Consider the following 16,664-nt stretch of genomic DNA (forward strand, 5'->3'; position numbering starts at 1 on the left):
TGCAGCGTCCGACTGATCCCTATATAGGGGGGCGCAACGACCATAACGATCTCCGAGACAATGGCCAGGCGATCTACGCCAGGACGCCGCGCGGCAGCTGCATGGTGGCGCAATGCAGACTGCCATGCTGGGCAATCAGGGTGAGCGACGGGATGCCGATGACGTCGCGCCCCGGAAAGCAGGTACCGATGACGCGCAGGGCCTCTTGGTCCTGACGATCACCGTACAAGGGTACCAGCACGGCACCGTTTATGATGAGGAAATTGGCATAAGTGGCCGGCATGCGCTCGCCCATGGCGTCGAGTTTCGCCGCCGGCCAGGGGAGCGGAACGAGCCGGTAGGGCGCGCCGGAGGCCGTGCGCAACGCTCGCAGCTCTTGTTCCATGGCCTTTAGCTCCTCGTAGTGTTCGTCGTCCGGCGCGGGGCACGCGCAGTAGGCGATCGTACGCGGGTCGCAAAAACGCGCCAGGGTGTCGATATGACCGTCGGTGTCATCGCCGGCGAGATAACCGTGATGGAGCCAGAGGATACGATGCGCCGCCAGGCGCAAGGCGAGCACGGCCTCGATGTCAGCGGCGCTCTGCTTCGGGTTGCGCGCCGGGGACAACAGGCAGCGGGCGGTGACCAGTAGGGTGCCTGCGCCGTCGGACTCGACACTGCCGCCTTCGAGCACGAAGTCGGTCGACTCGAGCGGGATGGCGCCCAATGTCCCCTGCGCGTATATGGCACGCGTCAGGGCGTCGTCACGAGTGTAGGGGTACTTGCGCCCCCAGCCGTTGAATGCGAAATCCTGGAGGAGCAGACCGTGTTCCGTTTCCACCGTGAGCGGACCGTGATCGCGTACGAACACGTCGTCGGACGGGGCCATGACGATCCGTACGCGCGCCTCGTCGGCCGCGGCCGCGCGTAGGGCGGCGCGTATGCGCACCTCATGGGGCTCGTCGTAGGCCACGATGAGCGCGGTCTCGTAGCGGGTGATGGCGGCGGTGATGGCGGCGAAGGTGGCCAAGGCCTCGTCGAGGACCGGGGCCCAGTCACCGTAGGCGTGGGGCCAGGTCAGCATGACCCCGGATTGCGGTTCCCATTCCGCGGGAAAGCGACGGACGGCGGTGGTGCGGTCCTGGCGCCGGATCGTGATCGTGGTCATGGCGTTCTACGCAGTCGGGGTCTGCGATCTTAGCGGTTTAGCGGCGGCCCGCCAAGTCACCAGGCGTAAGCGCGCGGGCGAGAAAGCTCCGCAGGTCAGCGATCTCGGTGTCGTTGATGTCGTGACCGATGGGGTAGGTATGCAATTCCGCGGCGATCCCATGGGTATCGAGCAGGGCCTGGGTTTTCAAGGCAAAGGCATAAGGAACCATGAGATCGTCCCTACCGTGCCCAAGAAACACAGGTGCGCCATCGTTGACGCGTGGCAGTCCTTCGGCAAAGCGGTGCGCAAGCGGCAGATAGGTCGACAATCCGATGCACGCGGCCAGGTGCTGCGGGCCGGTGAGGGCGGTATACAGGGCCACCGCCCCCCCTTGCGAGAAACCACCGAGGATGACGCGCTCGGCCGGTATGCCGTGGCCGGCCTGCTCTCTGATGAGATCGCTGACCGCCTGCGAGGCACGCTGGATGCCGGCCTCGTCCTGAGGATCTTCCGGGCGCGTGCCATAGAGATCGAACCAGGCCGGCATGCATGCCCCGCCGTTCAATGTAACCGCCTGAATCGGGGCATGCGGGAAGACGAAGCGCATGGCCTTGCCGGTGGCGTCCGCGAAGGCCTCGACGAACCCCGCGAAATCGTGGCCGTCGGCGCCTAGGCCGTGGAGCCAGATGAACGCGTAATGAGGGTGCGGGCCGGTGGCGTACTGAAGGGCGGGCTGCTCGAAAAAGCTCATGGCGCAATTATAGCCTGGGACGGTCGCCGTGGAGAAGTCGCGACCGCGCAGCGCCCCCGGGCTTTGGCCACCACTGCCCCGCCAAGGGCTCACGAGGTACCGGAGGAGATACGCGCAGGCGCACGTCGCACTGCCAAGGGTTTGGGGGCGATGATGGCGAGACGCGTATGGCCGCGCGCCGTGGTCGCCACCAGGATCTCCAAAGGCCCCCCGGTAAACAGTTCGGCGGCAAGCAGCTGGGGATCGGTGCCGGACGCCAGATCAATGAGGACGCGCTCGCCGCGCTTACGGGTGATGAGGAGCATGCGGTGTTGTAGCGCGAAACTGCGCGTGCGTCGATAGCCGATCGGCCACAGATACGCAGGTCGGTCTCCGGCTGTGCCGGTTTACTTGACCTCGGAAATGGGTTTGAATGAGGGCCTTCTCGTTTCCGGGGTACCCATGAGCCTCATACGTCCCTTCCGTGGTCTGCGGCCTGATGCCGCGCACGCGGCTGCCGTGATCGCACCTCCGTATGATGTCTTGAGCAGTGCCGAGGCACGCGAGGCGGTGGCCGGACGACCATGGAGCTTTCTGCATGTCTCCAAGGCCGAGGTCGATCTGCCGGTGGACACCAACCCCACAGACGAGGCGGTGTTTCGGCAGGCGGCACGCAACTGGGCGCGGCTGCGCCGCGAGGTCCTGATCCAGGATGCCTCGCCCTGTTATTATTGCTATGAATTGACGATGGGTGACCACGTCCAAAAGGGTTTGGTCGCGGCGGCCTCGGTGGAGGCCTATGCCGAGGGACGTATCCGCCGCCACGAGCTGACGCGTCCGGACAAGGAGCGTGACCGGGTCCGTCATATCGAGGCCCTGAACGCCCAGACCGGGCCGGCGTTCCTCACGTTTCGCGCGCAGCCGGAGATCGCGGCCTTGCTGGCGCGCGCCTCCGAGGGCCCGGCCTTGATCGACGCGCCCCTGCAGGGGGTCCGGCATCGCCTGTGGGTGGTGGCTGAGACCGATCTGATCGCGCGCCTCACCGCCGCCTTCGAGCGTCTTCCCCGGATCTATATCGCCGATGGCCACCACAGAACCGCGGCCGCGAAGGTCGTGGCGACGAGTCGCGGGCCGCAGCCCGGTGCCCATCACGGGTTTCTTTCAGTGCTGTTTCCGGATAACGAGATGCAGATCCTGAACTATGACCGGGTCGTGGCCGATCTGAATGGACGGGGCGTTCCCGAGCTGCAGGAGGCCCTGGCGGCGCTCTTCGAGATCGTGCCCGAGGAGGCCCCGGTACGCCCGCGCGCGCCCGCCGAGTTTGGGATGTATCTCGCGGGGCACTGGTACCGCCTGCGTTGGCGCGGGACCCGACCCCAGGACCCCGTGGCGCGCCTCGATGTGAGCCTACTGCAGGATCGGGTACTGGCACCGCTTTTCGGGATCACCGACCCGCGCCGCGATCAGCGCATTGATTTCGTGGGAGGTATTCGTGGTCCGGCGGCGCTCGCCGAACGCATCGATCGCATGGGAGGCGTGGCGTTTACACTCTACCCCACAGGACTTCAGGATCTTATGGCAGTGGCCGACCAGGACGCGGTCATGCCTCCCAAATCCACCTGGTTCGAGCCCAAGCTTGCCGATGGGCTCGTGTCCTACAGCCTGGAGGAGGGTTAGGCCGGGCAGAGGCGCGGGGCCCGGCACGCGCCCGTCGATTCTCCACCATCTAGACCATGGATCTTCAATTTATTGCCCTTGGCGAAATCCACGAGAAAGCTAAATGCGCTCGGGTTTACGCTTTTCAGTTCCGGATCCACCACCAGACACTTGCGGCCATCTATCACCTGCGGCTGCACATAATGCGAGTAACGGATGCGGCGATCCATGCCAAAGGTGGAAAGACTGCCGCTGATCCGTTCTATCCAGTCGCTCGGTCTGAAGGTGCGGCCGTCCTCGGTTACCCCCTCGATCACGATCTTGTTACCCACTTCCATCATCGCTTCTACCCCCACTGTCCTACTGCCTATGCGTGTCGTCCTTTACCTGCTAAGGATAGCTCATTTTCATCAGAATTTTACCGTATTGGGTCTTGATCCGGACGAAAGGTTCCGTCGCGCCGCGGAAAGCGCCTCACCGAGGTTATCCTGGCCACCGGCGTGCACGCGCTCCACGAGCCCTGCGAGGATGGCCGGTACGAGTCCCGGTCCTTCATAAATCAATCCGGTATAAAGCTGCAGCAAGGAGGCCCCCGCCAATAAGTGTTGCCAGGCATCCTCTGCATTATTTATGCCACCGACGCCTATGATAGGGATATCCGGTAACGCCTTGAATACCCGCGATATTATCTCCCGGGACAGGGTCGTGAGCGGCGCCCCGGAGAGCCCTCCTGGTTCACGAGCCGCAGGCCCATGCCCCAGAGTGGGGCGACTGACCGTAGTATTGGTGGCGATGACCGCATCACAGAGGCCTTCGGCGAGGACCGCAAGCAGGGCCGCGAGCGTCTCTTGCGTAAAATCCGGCGCGATCTTCACCGCAATCGGGACGTACCGCCCGCTTCGCCGGCGGAGCGCGGCCTGATCCTCGTGCAGGGCCCCGAGCAGGAGGCGTGCGGCCTCCGGCTCCTGAAGGGCGCGCAGGCCCGGGGTATTGGGCGAGGACAGGTTGACAGTCAGGTAGTCGGCGTAAGGGGCGAGTGCCGCAAACCCCAGCCGGTAGTCGTCGACGGCGCGATCCAGGGGCGTATCGCGGTTCTTGCCGATGTTCACGCCGATGGGGAGGGCAGGGCGCTCGGCCCGCAAGCGCGCCGCCAGCGACTCCATGCCGGCGTTGTTGAAGCCGAGACGATTGATGAGCGCGCGTTGCTCGGCGAGCCGGAAGAGGCGCGGGCGGGGGTTGCCGGGCTGCGCGCGTGGGGTGACCGTGCCGACCTCGAGGAAGCCGAATCCGAGCGCCGCCAGGCCGCGCAGGGCACGGCCGTTCTTGTCGAACCCGGCGGCAAGCCCCAACGGGTTGGTAAATGGCAGGCCGAGGGCCTGGACCGCCAAGGGGCCGCCGGTCGCCGTGGCCGGTGCCGGGCGCACGGCGCCGTAGGCGCGCAGGGCGCGCAGGGCGGCCTCATGGGCGATCTCGGGGGGTAGGCGAAACAGCCAGGGACGAAGGGCCTTGTACACCTAGAAGCGCTCGCCCGGGGCCAGCATGCGCCACTGGCCCGGCTTGAGGCCGCCTAGACGCACGCGCCCGATGCGTACGCGCTTTAGGGCGCGCACCTCGTGCCCGACCTCGTGGAGCATGCGCCGAATCTGGCGTTTGCGCCCTTCGGTCAGGATCATGATCAGGGCGTCGGGCCCCAGGCGCTCGACGCGTATCGGGCGCAAGGGTCTGTCATCGAGCATGAAGGGCCCGCGCAATGTCGCGAGGGTGGCATCCTGGATCGGCGCGTCGACGCGTACATGATACTCCTTCTCGATGACATGGTCGCCGATCAAGAGGCGCGCGATGCGTCCGTCCTCGGTGAGCACCAAAAGCCCCTGGGAGTCGATGTCGAGGCGTCCCGCCACCGCCAGCCCAGAGGGTACGCGCGGCAGCGGTGCAGGACCGGCATAGGAGTCTCCCGTGAGCAGGACGTGCGCGCTCTGATAGCCCTTTTCCGGTTGCCCCGATACATAGCCCAGCGGTTTATTCAAAAGGATGGTGACGCGCCGCTCCTGGCGGGCCCGCGCTGTGGGGGCGAGCGTGATGCGCGCATCGGGGGCGGCACGTTCGCCGAGCACCGCACGGTGTCCATCGACCTCCACCAGGCCCTGCTCCAGGTAGTGATCGGCCTCGCGCCGTGAACACACCCCGCGCGAGGCCAGCAGTTTCGAGATGCGCACGAGGGTGTCGGTCATGGGGTGTTCCGGGAGCGGTGTTCGCCGTCGGTTGTCGGGTCGGGCGACCGTTCGGTACAATGGCCGCCCGCGGAGGACATATGATAAAGCTTAACCGCTATAGCGCAAAGATCACCGGCCCCAAATCCCAGGGGGCGTCGCAGGCGATGCTGTATGGCACCGGGCTCACAGCCGACGATATGGACAAGGCCCAGGTCGGCATCGGCAGCGTATGGTTCGAGGGTAATACCTGCAACATGCACCTCCTGGACCTGGCGGGCGTGGTCAAGGAGGGGGTGGAAAAGGCCGGCCTGGTCGGCATGCGCTTTAATACGGTCGGGGTCTCGGACGGCATGTCGATGGGCACCGACGGCATGAGCTTTTCCCTGCAATCCCGGGATCTTATCGCGGATTCTGTTGAAACCGTCATGAGTGCGCAATGGTATGACGCGCAGATCACGTTGCCCGGTTGCGACAAGAACATGCCGGGCTGCATCATCGGCATGGCCCGCGTCAACCGCCCGGGGCTCATGATCTACGGCGGTACCATCAAGCCTGGTCACGTCCATGGCGAGACGTTGGATATCGTGTCAGCCTTTCAGGCCTACGGGGCGTTTTTGTCCGGCAAGATCACAGAAGAGCAACGCAGCGAGGTGATCCATCACGCTTGCCCAGGACCCGGGGCCTGTGGGGGTATGTATACCGCCAATACCATGGCCTCGACGATCGAGGCCATGGGAATGAGCCTACCCTATAGCTCCTCGACCCCGGCGGTCGATGTCGGCAAGCGCGAGGAGTGTCTGCGGGCGGGCGCCGTGGTGCGCCTGCTGCTCGAGCGCGACATCAAGCCGCGTGACATCATGACCCGCGAGGCCTTCGAAAACGCCCTCGCCGTGCTCATGGTGCTGGGAGGGTCGACCAATGCCGTCTTGCACCTCATCGCCATGGCGCGTGCCGTGGATGTGCCTCTGACCCTGGAGGACTTTCAGGCGGCAAGCGACCGCGTGCCGCTGCTTGCGGACCTGAAGCCTAGCGGGAAATATGTCATGGAGGATCTGCATCAGGCCGGTGGCGTGCCGGCGGTGATGCGCCTTCTGGCAGAGCATGGCTTGATCCACGGCGATTGCCTGACCGTGACCGGTAAGACCGTAGCCGAGAATCTGGCGGAGGCCGCGCCCTTGCGCGCCGGTCAGCCGGTGATTCGCCCCTGGGACCAGCCGATCAAGGCGACGGCGCATATCCAGATCCTGTCGGGTAACCTCGCCCCGGGCGGGGCGGTGGCCAAGATCACCGGTAAGGAGGGGCTCTCTTTCGCCGGGCCGGCGAGGGTCTTCGACTCGGAGGAGGCGATGCTCGCTGCGCTCGAGGCGCGGACCATCCAGCGCGGGGATGTCGTCGTCATCCGCTACGAGGGACCAAAAGGGGGACCGGGGATGCCGGAGATGCTGACACCGACCTCGGCCCTGATGGGCGCGGGAATGGGGGCGGATGTGGCCCTTATCACCGACGGGCGGTTCTCGGGCGGCTCGCACGGCTTTATCATCGGTCATGTCGTGCCCGAGGCCCAGGAGGGTGGGCCGATTGCCCTCATCCAGGACGGCGATCGCATCACCATCGACGCGCAGGCGCGGCGGCTCTCAGCCGAGGTGAGCGACGAGGAGTGGGCGCGGCGGCGCGCAGCATGGCGGATGCCGCCTTATAAGGCGGCGCGCGGGACCCTGAAGAAATACATTAAAAACGTCCAGAATGCATCGCTGGGATGCGTGACCGACGAATGACGGCCCAAGGAGGGCGTGAAATGACCAAGATCACTGTGAAGGCCAATGGCCCCTATCTCGTCGTGGGCGCCGAGATCGTGGATGAGACCGGCGCGCCGTTCCCGGTGGAGGCCGGGAAACCAGTGGCCCTGTGCCGCTGCGGGGCCTCGCAACGCAAGCCGTTTTGCGACGGTACGCATGTGAAGATCGGATTTCAGGCCGCCCAGACCGCGGCCTCCTTCACGGAATGATAACGCTCGCGTGCAGCGGCAGGTGATCGGAGCAGACGCGTGCCGCTGAGGAATTCTCGGCGTGTATGGTCACCTGGGCCTCGGTCGGACATACGAAGATGCGGTCGAGCGGCAGCAGCGGAAAGAACGCGGGATAGGTGGGCGGGCTTGCGCGTCGGCCGAGCTGTCCGAGCAGCGGCGCAAGCGATGGACCACGCGCAAGCCAGTCGTTGAAGTCTCCCATGACCACGAGCGGTCGATGGCAATCTGGTGCGAGCGCGGCCATGAGCCGTGCCGCCTGTGCGCGCCGCTCGGCCGGGCGCAGACCGAAATGGGTCACGACCACACGTAACTCGCGGTCGCGTAAGGCGATATCGCAGTCGAGGGCCCCGCGCGGCTCGTGACGCCCGATACTAAGATCGATATGCCGCACGGCGAGGATCGGGTGCGCGCTCAAAATGAGATTGCCATAGTGGCCATGGTGGCGGCTCAGGAGGGGGCCGTGCGCCGCGTGCAGGCCAGTGGCGTGCGGAAGGTAGTCCATCTGGCTGCTGTCGAGCCCCGGACCGGAATCCGTATCGACCTCTTGCAGGCCGACCACGTCGGCGGCGAATTCGCGAATGGATGCGGCGATGCGGTCGGCATCGCGCCGCCGGTCGCGTCCGACGCAGCCATGGATGTTGTAGGAGACGACCCGGAAATGCACGGTCACTTCCGGGCGCAGGCCGTCGATCCAGGCTTGGTGAAGTGTTCGGCGAGCCACCTTCGCGCCCATAAGGCAAGGGTCGCCAGGACCACGGCGATGACGGCGAGCAACAGGATGTGTTTGGCGGCCGGATGATCCAGGGTCGAGGCCAGGCTGCGGGTAAAAAGGGTGAACGCGAGAATTCCGGGGGCGACACCGACGGTGGTGCCGATGACAAGATCGCGATAGCGGACCTTGAGGGCGCCGGCCCCGACGGTGACGACCGTAAACGGCGCGATCGGCACCGTGCTCACAAGGATCATGGTGCCAAGACCGGGGCGCCGAAGCCTATGACGCAGTTCACGCCAGGCGCGCGGGGCCAGGCGGTGCAGGATGCGGCCGCCGAGGACGCGCCCGAGGGCGTAGTTCAATGAGGCGCTCGATAGACAGCCCAGGAAGGCATACAGCAGGTTCTGGGGCGGCATGAACGCGAGCGCGGTCACGACGATGAGCAGTGTCACCGGAAAGAACAAAAGCCCGCCGATCAGATAGGCGCCCCACAAGGCCAACGGGGCGGCCGCGTAACGGCTCGCAGTGCGCAGCAAGGCGATGAGCCGTGGTACGTCCAGCCAGACATGCAGCGGCGTGTAGTGCCAGAGGGCGCCGAGTGTCGCGAACCCGGTCAAGATCAGGGCATTGCGTAAAAGGCGCGCGGCGAGATGGACCCGCGCGGACTCGGGTACATAAGACGCTATGAGTTCAGGGGCCGCGACCGGTCCTTCGGGATCGGCGATGAGGCTGTCTGCCAAGGGTGACAACGCCTCCTGTGTGCCGTCCGGGAGCGGTTCCAGGTGGCGCGGGGCATGGCGTCGGGCGTCGATCACGGCGGCCCATGAACCGGCCCCTCGCCGGCATTGGTGGACATCGGCCTCGGATAATCCCAGATGTTCCCCCAAGAGATCACAGCGCAAGGTATCGATCGCCGTCGCGATGCCAGGATCCCGGAGGCCGTCGATGCTGACGTTGCATTCGCTGTCTAGACCCATGGAGCGGTTGTTGAGGTTGGCGGAGCCGACGGTCACGAAGGTGTTGTCTACGATCAGGACCTTGGAATGGACCTTGACGCTGTCGCCGACTAGTCCCGGGACCACCGGATAACAGGCGCGCAGGCGATGCTTGTGGTCGGCGGTGCGCAGCTGTGCCAACAGGCGGGCGCGCCGCACGCCCATGGTATGGCGCTGCAGCCAGCCGGGGACGTTGAGCGGCAAGACGATGATGATCTCGGGTGGATCGGCGCGCTGCAACAGCGCGCACAGGGCGTCACCGACGGCGGCCGCCGTGAGATATTGGTTCTCGATATAGACAACCTCACGGGCGCGCGCGAGCGCGTCTCGGTATAGCTGGCGGATCTCATTGACCCCGGCGCGCCCCTCGTAGGGGCCTTGGGTACGGCTGATAGCGACCGGGACACGATGGAGGAGCCGCGCCGCTGAGAGCGGCCAGGGGGCGGGGGATGGGCGGGCCGCACAGGCCGGGATGTGTTCGCCGGTGGCCTCGTACCAACGGCTGCGCACAAGATCACCGAGCGCGCGCGCGGCTGCCCCACTGACTGCGATCTGGACGTCATGGAAGGGTGCGTAGGGGCGTCCGGCAGGACCCGTACGGCGCCCATCGTGGGCGCGGTGGGCGCGTGTGTCCCAGCGTTGGATGGTGAGATCGAGCCCGCCGGCAAATGCGATGCGGTCGTCGACGACGACGATCTTTTGGTGATGCGAGCCGGCCGGAGGATGGTGGCTATCGAGGTGGAAATGCAGGCGTTTATGGGTACGCCAGCCGAGCTTGAAGGCCGGAAAGGGCTCGCGCTCGAGCGCAAAGATCAACGAAAAGTCCCAGTTCAGGAGAAAGGCGTGCACCCTGGGCTTGCGCCGTATGAGGGCGTCGAGAAAGGGACCAAGGCGGTTGTTCAGGCGTCCATCGTAGGTCCCGTCGAGCGCCATGCGGCTGTCGACGTCCCAGCCAGAGATCAGGATGATGTCCTCGGCGGCACTCACGGCCTCCTGGAAGGCTCGGAAATAGGCCTCCCCGTCAATCAAGAAGGCGACCGCCTCAGCGTTCACGATACGCCAACAGTTACGGCCTTCGGCAAACAAGGTATCCATGGCCGTAAGCCTAGAGGGCCTTAAGCATCGTGACCATCGTGCGGACGGACGGGCAGCGCCGTCCCGCGGCCGGGCCCAGCCGACGAGCGCGCCTTCACAAGCGGGGTCGGCGTTGTATAGTTGAGGGTGGAGGAGGTGTCATGACGGAAGACGCGATTTCCACTTTATACCGCAAGCCCTGCCCCTCGTGCGCCCGCCAGTACGCACGGGATTCCCGCGCCTGCCCGTTTTGTGGCTACGCCGAGGTCTTGGCAAGCGAGACCGAGGAGGATCAGGAGCGGCTGTACGGGGAGTACCTCGCGGCGCGCCATAAACAGGCCCACGATGAGGTCGAACGCCTGCGGCGCGCCGTCACCCTCCACCCCGAGGACCGCGCGCAGGAGCGGGCGCTGGCACTTGCCCTGGCCGACGAAGAGGCCTTGGGGCGCGAGTGGGCCGCCTATCGCGATGGCCACCATCAAGCCGTCCGTGACGAGCCCCCGCAACGGGCCACAGCGGACAAGGAGTGTCCTGTGTGTACGGCAACCTTGCCCAAGGACGTGGGGCGCTGCGCCTGTGGTTACGTCTTCGGGGCGGAAGTCGCGGCCACCGCGACGTTGTGCCCGCATTGCACGGCGCCCGTCGCCGCCGGGGCCGAACGCTGCGGATGTGGGTACCCGATGGCCGCGCACACGCCGGTATCCGGTATACCGGGGCTGCGTCGGCGCTAGCGCGATCGCGCAGTCTGCCCCCAGGCCGGCCGCTAGCGCTGGTGGGCCTTCAGACGGCGTACCTCGCTACGCAGGGCGTCGATCTCATGCAGCAGATCCATGATCACCGCGACCAGCTCCCAATCGGTGTCGAGGCCGCGTTTCAGGCGCGCGGCACGCCGAACCAGGGCAACAGAGGTCGCCGGGTATCCATCAGCGCGTGTAGGCAGGAGGCCGAGCGCGACGAGCGCGTCGAGCTCCTCAGGGGTCACCCGACCGCTGCCGCAGAGCTCGGCGCGAGTCACCACTGCATACTCGTCTAAGAGTAGGCCTTCAAGGATGTCGCTCATGTCGCCCCCCAATGCGCGCGCGGATCGAAGGCCAGGTCGCGGGCCAGCGTGCGATAGAGCTCGCGGGCGCGTTCGTTATCGACCTTGGGATTGACGATCTCGATGATAACGTATTGGTCACCAGGCGGCGTGCCCGGCATGCCGCGCCCCTTTAATCGCAGCTTCTGACCGGACTGTGAGCCCTCCGGCAGGCGCAGCTCCACGGTCCCGGCGAGCGTCGGGACCTTGAGGCGGGCACCGAGCGCGGCCTCCCAGGGGCTGACCGGCGCTGTCAGATAGAGGTCACGGCCATCCATGCGGTACAGGGGATGCGGCGCGATGGCGATCTCGAGATACAAGTCCCCGGCACCCGCCGGCCCTGGATTGCCCTGACCGGCAAGACGGATCTGTTGGCCCTGCTGGACACCCTTCGGGATGCGCACGTTGAGTGTGCGCGTCTCCGGCGCCAGACGCCCGCGGGCATCCTGCTTTGGGATAGTGAGGCGCAACGGGCGCGTGGCCCCGTGGAACGCCTCCTCGAGGGTGATAGTCAGGTGCGCGACCTCATCCGAACCCCGCACAGCGCCCCGCCGCCCGCCCCCAAAGAGGCTTTCGAAAAAATCGCTGAAATTGTCTCCCTCGAAGACATGGCCGCCGGCCGCCGTCCCATGGGCGGTGCGCTGCCAGCCCGGGGGCGGCGTGAAATCCTGGTCCGGCTGCCATTGGCTGCCGAGGCGATCGTAGGCCGCGCGCTTTTCCGGGTCGCGCAGCACCTCGTAGGCCTCGCCGATCTCCTTGAAGCGCTCCTCGGCCTTGGGCTCCTTGCTCACGTCCGGGTGATAGCGGCGGGCGAGCTTGCGGTAGGCGCGCTTGATGTCCTCGGCGCTGGCCGTCCGTTCTACCCCCATGATCCGGTAATAGTCGCGATAGTGCATGGGGCCTTATCTGCGGGCGCCAACGCGCGTCTTCAAGGTCTCGGCTCGCCATGGGCCTGAGTCGGGGCATTGCCAACATAGGTCGCCGGGGTGAGTGCGCGCAAGGCCGCGCGCACCTCCGGCGGCAGCGCAAGGCCGTCGATGAAGGCGCGCAGGTCCTCGACGGTGAGCGTGCGGCCGCGACTCAGGTCTTTTAAGTCCTCGTAGCCGCCCGCAAGCCCGTAGCGACGCATGACCGTCTGTACGGCCTCGGTCAAGACCTCCACGTGGCAGTCGAGGTCGCCACGCACACGCGGTTCGTCGACTGTGAGCTTGGCGAGCCCACGCGCGCACGCCCGATAGGCGAGCAGCGTGTAACCGAATGCGCTGCCCATGTTGCGCAGCACCGTGGAATCGCTGAGGTCACGCTGGAAGCGGCTGATCGGGAGCTTCGCGGCGAGATGGTCGAGGAGGGCATTGGCGAGCCCCAGATTGCCCTCGGCGTTCTCGAAATCTATGGGGTTGACCTTGTGGGGCATGGTCGATGAACCGACCTCGCCGGCGCGTGTCTTCTGCCGGAAATAACCGAGCGCGATATAGCCCCACAGATCACGCGCCAGATCGATCAGGATGGTGTTGGCGCGCGCCATGGCATGGCAGAGCTCGGCCAGCCCGTCGTGTGGCTCTATCTGTGTCGTATGGGGGTTCTGGGATAGCCCAAGGCCGGCCAGGACGCGGGAGGCCACCTGTGGCCAGTCGACCTCGGGATAGGCCGCATAATGGGCATTGTAGTTGCCCACCGCACCGTTCATCTTGGCGAGCAAGGGGACTGCGCGAAGCCCGGCGCGTGCGCGTGTAAGACGCGTCACGAACACGCGGATCTCCTTGCCGACCGTGGTCGGCGAGGCCGGCTGGCCATGGGTACGGGCGAGCATGGGGATCGTGGCGGTGGCGCGCGCGAGATCATCCAGGCCGGCAATGAGGGCATCGAGCGCCGGGATGAGGACGGTATCGCGCCCGGCCTGCGCCATGAGGGCGTACGCCACGTTGTTCACATCTTCCGAGGTGAGCGCGAAATGGACGAATTCTCCGCCGCCCCTCAGATCCTCATGATCGTTCATGAAGGTCCGCAGGTAGTATTCGATGGCCTTGACGTCATGATTGGTCTGCGCCTCGATGGCCTTGATGGCGGCCCCCGCCGACTCATCGAAATTCGCGAGCAGCGCCGCGAGCCGCTCGCGTGCGGCCAGCGAAAACGGCGCCAGCTCAGGAACCCCCGGCTCGTCGCTTAGGCCCACGAGCCAGGCGATCTCGGCCTTCAGGCGTGCGCGCATGAGGCCGCATTCGCTGAAGATCGGCGCCAATGCGCGCGTGTCGCGGGCGTAGCGGCCATCGAGGGGGAGAGTGCAGAGAGTTCGCTCACAAATGTCCTTCCGGCGTCTAGCCGCAATCATGCGTTGTCGTTTATCCTGGGTCCGTGACGGACCTTGTCCTTTCGCCCTTGCAGGCGCTCGCCACCGAGGTGCGCGCGTGTCGCGCGTGCCGTGATCTGCCGTGTGGCCCGCGCCCTATCATCCAGGTCGCCGAGGGCGCGCGTATCCTGATCGTGGGCCAGGCGCCGGGTCGGCGCGTGCACGACACCGGCATCCCCTGGAACGACCCGAGCGGGGACCGCTTGCGGGTATGGCTCGGTATCGATCGCGAAACCTTCTATGGCCCCGATTTCGCCATCATCCCCACGGGCCTCTGCTATCCGGGCTCGGGCCCGCGCGGCGACCACCCGCCTCCCCGGCATTGCGCCCCCTTGTGGTTTGCGCGCTTGCGTGCGCTGCTGCCGGATGTTGCGCTCACGCTGCTCATCGGCCGCTATGCGCAAGCCTACCACCTCGCCGGCTGTGATGCCCGCCTCGGGGTCTCCTGGCATGTCCGTCATGGCGCCGATTATGGCGCGCTATGGCCCCTGCCGCACCCCTCCGGGCGCAATAATCAGTGGCTCGCCCGCCATCCGTGGTTTGCCGCCGAGATCCTACCCGTGCTGAGAGATCGGGTGCGCGAGGTCCTTCGGGGCGGACGCAGGGGCGATCACCGCCCCTCCTAGGCACACCCCCCGGGCATCGTAGAACACCGCCGACTGTCCCGGGGTGACGGCGCGTTGCGGTCTGGCAAATGTCAACAGGAGCCCTGCCGAGGGCGATCCGTCGGCATCGACACGCACCTCCTGAAGCGACTGACGATAACGGATCTTGGTGAGCCCGTGCCAAGGGAGGGCGGGCGGCGGGCCCAGCCAATGGCCGGGCGCCGTGCGGCACGAGGATCTATACAGGCTCGGGTGGCCATCACCCTGGGCGATGATGAGGGCGTTGTCGGCCAGTCGCTTGTCGGCGACATACCAGGCGGCCCCCGGCCCCCCACGCCTAAGCCCTGACGCTGGCCTATGGTATAGAACATGAGCCCCTCGTGAGACCCCTTCGGCTCGCCGTCCACGGTATAGACCGGCCCGGGTACGGCCTTCAGGTAGCGTCTGAGAAACGGTGCGAAGCGTCGCTCGCCGATAAAGCAGATGCCACTGCTGCTGCCGCGCTCGGCATTGGTAAGGCCGAGCGCGCGGGCGCGCTCGCGTACCTCGGCCTTGGTGAAGTCGCCGATGGGAAAGCGCACGAATGGCAGGATGGCGGGGTCTATGGTATGCAGAAAGTAGCTCTGATCCTTGTCCGGGTCGCGCCCCGCGAGCAGCCGCAGCCCGCCATCGCAGCGTGCCACGCGCGCATAGTGGCCGGTGGCCATGAACTCCGCGCCCAGGCCCTGGGCATGGCGCCAGAACACGTCGAACTTGATCTCGCGATTGCATAGGACATCGGGATTGGGGGTGAGCCCGGCCTTGCAGTCGGCGAGAAACCGGGCAAACACCCGGTCACGGTAGGACTGCGCGAAGTTGGCGGCATGCAAGGGGATCTCCAGATGCAGGGCGGCAGCACGCGCGGACTGGTAGTCTTCCGCCGATGGACAAAACCCGTCGCGATCGTCGTCCTCCCAATTCTTCATGAAAAGCCCCGTGACTCGATAACCTTGCTCCAGCAGCAAGGCGGCGGCCACCGCCGAGTCGACCCCGCCCGAGAGCGCCACCACGACATGCCCCTTCATACGCACGGCACGAGCGTGTCGAGCGGATAGCGGCGCCCGGACTCGTAATCGTCCACGGCGCGGCGCACCTGCGGGCCGCGATGGTCGGCGGTGCGTGCCATGAGCTCGGCGCGCGTAAGCCACAGTGCCTGTCGTATCCCGGTATCGAGGGCCCGTTGCGGGTGATGGTGGCCGACGTCGCCGATGAAGGCGAAACGCACATAGGTGATGCCCGCAGGTCCCTCGTAGTGATAGACGCCGAGCAGTGCGCGCGGTATGAGTTCCCACGCGGTCTCCTCCAGGGTCTCGCGCACCACCGCCTGCACCAGGGATTCGCGTGCCTCGAGATGGCCGGCCGGCTGATTCAAGACCAGCCGCCCTGCCACCATCTCCTCGACCAGCAGGTAGCGTTGGTCGCGTTGCACGATCGCGGCGACCGTCACGTGAATATCACGGGACATCCCGATATGCCTCCAGCGCGCGATAGGCCCCGGTGGCGAGACCATCGAGGGTGTAGTCACCGATGGCGTAGCGTACGAGGCGCAGGGTCGGATGGCCGACGGCCGCGGTCATACGCCGCACCTGACGGTTGCGGCCCTCGCGCAACGTGAGCGCGATCCAGCTCGTGGGTACCGAGAGGCGCACACGGATCGGCGGGGTGCGCGGCCACAGCGCCGGTTCGGCCAGCGCCGAGACCCGCGCCGGTCGCGTGCGCACGCCGTCTAGCACGATCCCGGCGGCGAGCGTCGCAAGCGCGCGCTCATCGGGCACGCCCTCGACCTGTGCCCAATAGGTCTTGGGCCAGCCGCGGCCGGGACGCGTGATACGCGTGGCCAGCGCCGCGGAATCGGTAAGCAGCATGAGTCCCTCCGAATCGAGATCGAGACGGCCGGCGGGATAGACGTGCGGTACCGGTATGTAGTCCTTGAGCGTGCGCCGGCCGTGGGGATCGGTGAAGCGCGTGAGCACGCCGTAGGGTTTATTGAAGAGAATGAGGTGCGCCATAATCTGTCCTGCCGACCCAAGGTCCGCTACAATCCCAGCTAATATCCATTA

Annotated in this window: 18 protein-coding genes and 1 pseudogene; 5 read left to right on the plus strand and 14 right to left on the minus strand. The window is 66.1% G+C overall.

Annotated features, from left to right (window positions below; translation table 11 throughout):
* Positions 1–73: 73 nt before the first annotated feature.
* From C4900_RS09070 to C4900_RS09080, 3 genes are read right to left on the minus strand one after another with little or no spacing between them, the layout of a single operon-like run.
* Positions 74–1,147 (minus strand): agmatine deiminase family protein, encoded by a 1,074-nt coding sequence (locus C4900_RS09070; RefSeq protein ID WP_065969902.1) that lies wholly within the window; start codon positions 1,145–1,147, stop codon positions 74–76.
* A 37-nt stretch (positions 1,148–1,184) separates the two neighbouring features.
* Positions 1,185–1,973 (minus strand): alpha/beta hydrolase family protein, encoded by a 789-nt coding sequence (locus C4900_RS09075; RefSeq protein WP_141689249.1) that lies wholly within the window; start codon positions 1,971–1,973, stop codon positions 1,185–1,187.
* Positions 1,970–2,185: a carbon storage regulator gene (locus tag C4900_RS09080; RefSeq protein WP_065969895.1), complete on the minus strand. Its 216-nt coding sequence runs from the start codon at positions 2,183–2,185 to the stop codon at positions 1,970–1,972. The genes C4900_RS09075 and C4900_RS09080 overlap by 4 nt, the downstream gene beginning before the upstream one ends.
* Before the next feature lie 136 nt (positions 2,186–2,321).
* Here C4900_RS09080 and C4900_RS09085 point away from each other — a divergent pair, with 136 nt between their 5' ends.
* Entirely contained in the window at positions 2,322–3,536 is a 1,215-nt protein-coding gene (locus C4900_RS09085) for a DUF1015 domain-containing protein (protein WP_065969894.1), read from the plus strand.
* Here the strand turns inward: C4900_RS09085 and C4900_RS09090 are convergent.
* From C4900_RS09090 to C4900_RS09100, 3 genes are all read right to left on the minus strand, one after another.
* A complete protein-coding gene (locus tag C4900_RS09090) occupies positions 3,533–3,856 on the minus strand; it encodes a DUF3579 domain-containing protein (protein WP_065969893.1) in 324 nt (107 codons plus the stop codon). The genes C4900_RS09085 and C4900_RS09090 overlap by 4 nt on opposite strands.
* A 69-nt stretch (positions 3,857–3,925) precedes the next feature.
* A complete protein-coding gene (locus tag C4900_RS09095) occupies positions 3,926–5,029 on the minus strand; it encodes a quinone-dependent dihydroorotate dehydrogenase (RefSeq protein WP_065969892.1) in 1,104 nt (367 codons plus the stop codon).
* Complete coding sequence (locus C4900_RS09100) at positions 5,030–5,746, minus strand: pseudouridine synthase (protein WP_065969890.1); 717 nt, start codon at positions 5,744–5,746, stop codon at positions 5,030–5,032.
* A gap of 80 nt (positions 5,747–5,826) precedes the next feature.
* Here C4900_RS09100 and ilvD point away from each other — a divergent pair, with 80 nt between their 5' ends.
* A complete protein-coding gene (gene ilvD / locus C4900_RS09105; RefSeq protein ID WP_083995741.1) occupies positions 5,827–7,503 on the plus strand; it encodes a dihydroxy-acid dehydratase in 1,677 nt (558 codons plus the stop codon).
* Positions 7,504–7,523: 20 nt separating this feature from the next.
* Positions 7,524–7,733 (plus strand): CDGSH iron-sulfur domain-containing protein, encoded by a 210-nt coding sequence (locus tag C4900_RS09110; RefSeq protein WP_065969904.1) that lies wholly within the window; start codon positions 7,524–7,526, stop codon positions 7,731–7,733.
* Here C4900_RS09110 and C4900_RS09115 read toward each other — a convergent pair.
* Both C4900_RS09115 and C4900_RS09120 read right to left on the minus strand, forming a co-directional pair.
* The gene (locus C4900_RS09115; RefSeq protein ID WP_170132491.1) at positions 7,723–8,475 is read right to left on the minus strand and encodes an endonuclease/exonuclease/phosphatase family protein; all 753 of its coding nucleotides are present in this window, start codon (positions 8,473–8,475) and stop codon (positions 7,723–7,725) included. The two genes, C4900_RS09110 and C4900_RS09115, sit on opposite strands and share 11 nt — an antisense overlap.
* Entirely contained in the window at positions 8,421–10,556 is a 2,136-nt protein-coding gene (locus tag C4900_RS09120) for a VTT domain-containing protein (protein WP_114282978.1), read from the minus strand. The genes C4900_RS09115 and C4900_RS09120 overlap by 55 nt, the downstream gene beginning before the upstream one ends.
* Before the next feature lie 140 nt (positions 10,557–10,696).
* Here C4900_RS09120 and C4900_RS09125 point away from each other — a divergent pair, with 140 nt between their 5' ends.
* A complete protein-coding gene (locus C4900_RS09125; protein ID WP_065970668.1) occupies positions 10,697–11,266 on the plus strand; it encodes a hypothetical protein in 570 nt (189 codons plus the stop codon).
* A 32-nt stretch (positions 11,267–11,298) separates the two neighbouring features.
* Here C4900_RS09125 and C4900_RS09130 read toward each other — a convergent pair whose 3' ends face one another.
* The 3 genes from C4900_RS09130 to purB are packed head-to-tail and all read right to left on the minus strand — an operon-like array spanning position 11,299 to position 13,942.
* Positions 11,299–11,595, minus strand: coding sequence for a chaperone modulator CbpM (locus C4900_RS09130; protein ID WP_065970666.1), 297 nt, complete (start codon positions 11,593–11,595; stop codon positions 11,299–11,301).
* Positions 11,592–12,509 (minus strand): DnaJ C-terminal domain-containing protein, encoded by a 918-nt coding sequence (locus tag C4900_RS09135; RefSeq protein WP_065970664.1) that lies wholly within the window; start codon positions 12,507–12,509, stop codon positions 11,592–11,594. The genes C4900_RS09130 and C4900_RS09135 overlap by 4 nt, the downstream gene beginning before the upstream one ends.
* 32 nt (positions 12,510–12,541) lie before the next feature.
* Positions 12,542–13,942, minus strand: coding sequence for an adenylosuccinate lyase (gene purB / locus C4900_RS09140; protein WP_114282980.1), 1,401 nt, complete (start codon positions 13,940–13,942; stop codon positions 12,542–12,544).
* A gap of 23 nt (positions 13,943–13,965) precedes the next feature.
* On the opposite strand from purB, the gene C4900_RS09145 reads away from it, so the two are divergent.
* Complete coding sequence (locus C4900_RS09145; protein WP_065970661.1) at positions 13,966–14,586, plus strand: uracil-DNA glycosylase family protein; 621 nt, start codon at positions 13,966–13,968, stop codon at positions 14,584–14,586.
* On the opposite strand, the pseudogene mnmA reads toward C4900_RS09145, so the two are convergent.
* From mnmA to C4900_RS09160, 3 genes and pseudogenes are all read right to left on the minus strand, one after another.
* Positions 14,515–15,629: pseudogene (gene mnmA / locus C4900_RS09150) on the minus strand (tRNA 2-thiouridine(34) synthase MnmA). The gene C4900_RS09145 and the pseudogene mnmA overlap by 72 nt on opposite strands.
* Positions 15,626–16,069: an NUDIX hydrolase gene (locus C4900_RS09155; RefSeq protein WP_065970658.1), complete on the minus strand. Its 444-nt coding sequence runs from the start codon at positions 16,067–16,069 to the stop codon at positions 15,626–15,628. The pseudogene mnmA and the gene C4900_RS09155 overlap by 4 nt, the downstream one beginning before the upstream one ends.
* Positions 16,059–16,613, minus strand: a complete 555-nt coding sequence (locus C4900_RS09160) for a pseudouridine synthase (protein WP_065970657.1) — start codon at positions 16,611–16,613, stop codon at positions 16,059–16,061. The genes C4900_RS09155 and C4900_RS09160 overlap by 11 nt, the downstream gene beginning before the upstream one ends.
* Positions 16,614–16,664: the final 51 nt, after the last annotated feature.

Source organism: Acidiferrobacter thiooxydans (assembly GCF_003333315.1).
Taxonomy (GTDB): domain Bacteria; phylum Pseudomonadota; class Gammaproteobacteria; order Acidiferrobacterales; family Acidiferrobacteraceae; genus Acidiferrobacter; species Acidiferrobacter thiooxydans.

What these genes read in the sequence shown, in the direction of transcription:
- C4900_RS09070 (WP_065969902.1), bottom strand. Translation starts at nt 1,147, where the DNA reads ATGACCACGATCACGATCCGGCGCCAGGACCGCACCACCGCCGTCCGT.
- C4900_RS09080 (WP_065969895.1), bottom strand. Translation starts at nt 2,185, where the DNA reads ATGCTCCTCATCACCCGTAAGCGCGGCGAGCGCGTCCTCATTGATCTG.
- C4900_RS09085 (WP_065969894.1), top strand. Translation starts at nt 2,322, where the DNA reads ATGAGCCTCATACGTCCCTTCCGTGGTCTGCGGCCTGATGCCGCGCAC.
- C4900_RS09090 (WP_065969893.1), bottom strand. Translation starts at nt 3,856, where the DNA reads ATGATGGAAGTGGGTAACAAGATCGTGATCGAGGGGGTAACCGAGGAC.
- C4900_RS09100 (WP_065969890.1), bottom strand. Translation starts at nt 5,746, where the DNA reads ATGACCGACACCCTCGTGCGCATCTCGAAACTGCTGGCCTCGCGCGGG.
- ilvD (WP_083995741.1), top strand. Translation starts at nt 5,827, where the DNA reads ATGATAAAGCTTAACCGCTATAGCGCAAAGATCACCGGCCCCAAATCC.
- C4900_RS09110 (WP_065969904.1), top strand. Translation starts at nt 7,524, where the DNA reads ATGACCAAGATCACTGTGAAGGCCAATGGCCCCTATCTCGTCGTGGGC.
- C4900_RS09120 (WP_114282978.1), bottom strand. Translation starts at nt 10,556, where the DNA reads ATGGATACCTTGTTTGCCGAAGGCCGTAACTGTTGGCGTATCGTGAAC.
- C4900_RS09125 (WP_065970668.1), top strand. Translation starts at nt 10,697, where the DNA reads ATGACGGAAGACGCGATTTCCACTTTATACCGCAAGCCCTGCCCCTCG.
- C4900_RS09130 (WP_065970666.1), bottom strand. Translation starts at nt 11,595, where the DNA reads ATGAGCGACATCCTTGAAGGCCTACTCTTAGACGAGTATGCAGTGGTG.
- C4900_RS09135 (WP_065970664.1), bottom strand. Translation starts at nt 12,509, where the DNA reads ATGCACTATCGCGACTATTACCGGATCATGGGGGTAGAACGGACGGCC.
- purB (WP_114282980.1), bottom strand. Translation starts at nt 13,942, where the DNA reads ATGATTGCGGCTAGACGCCGGAAGGACATTTGTGAGCGAACTCTCTGC.
- C4900_RS09155 (WP_065970658.1), bottom strand. Translation starts at nt 16,069, where the DNA reads ATGTCCCGTGATATTCACGTGACGGTCGCCGCGATCGTGCAACGCGAC.
- C4900_RS09160 (WP_065970657.1), bottom strand. Translation starts at nt 16,613, where the DNA reads ATGGCGCACCTCATTCTCTTCAATAAACCCTACGGCGTGCTCACGCGC.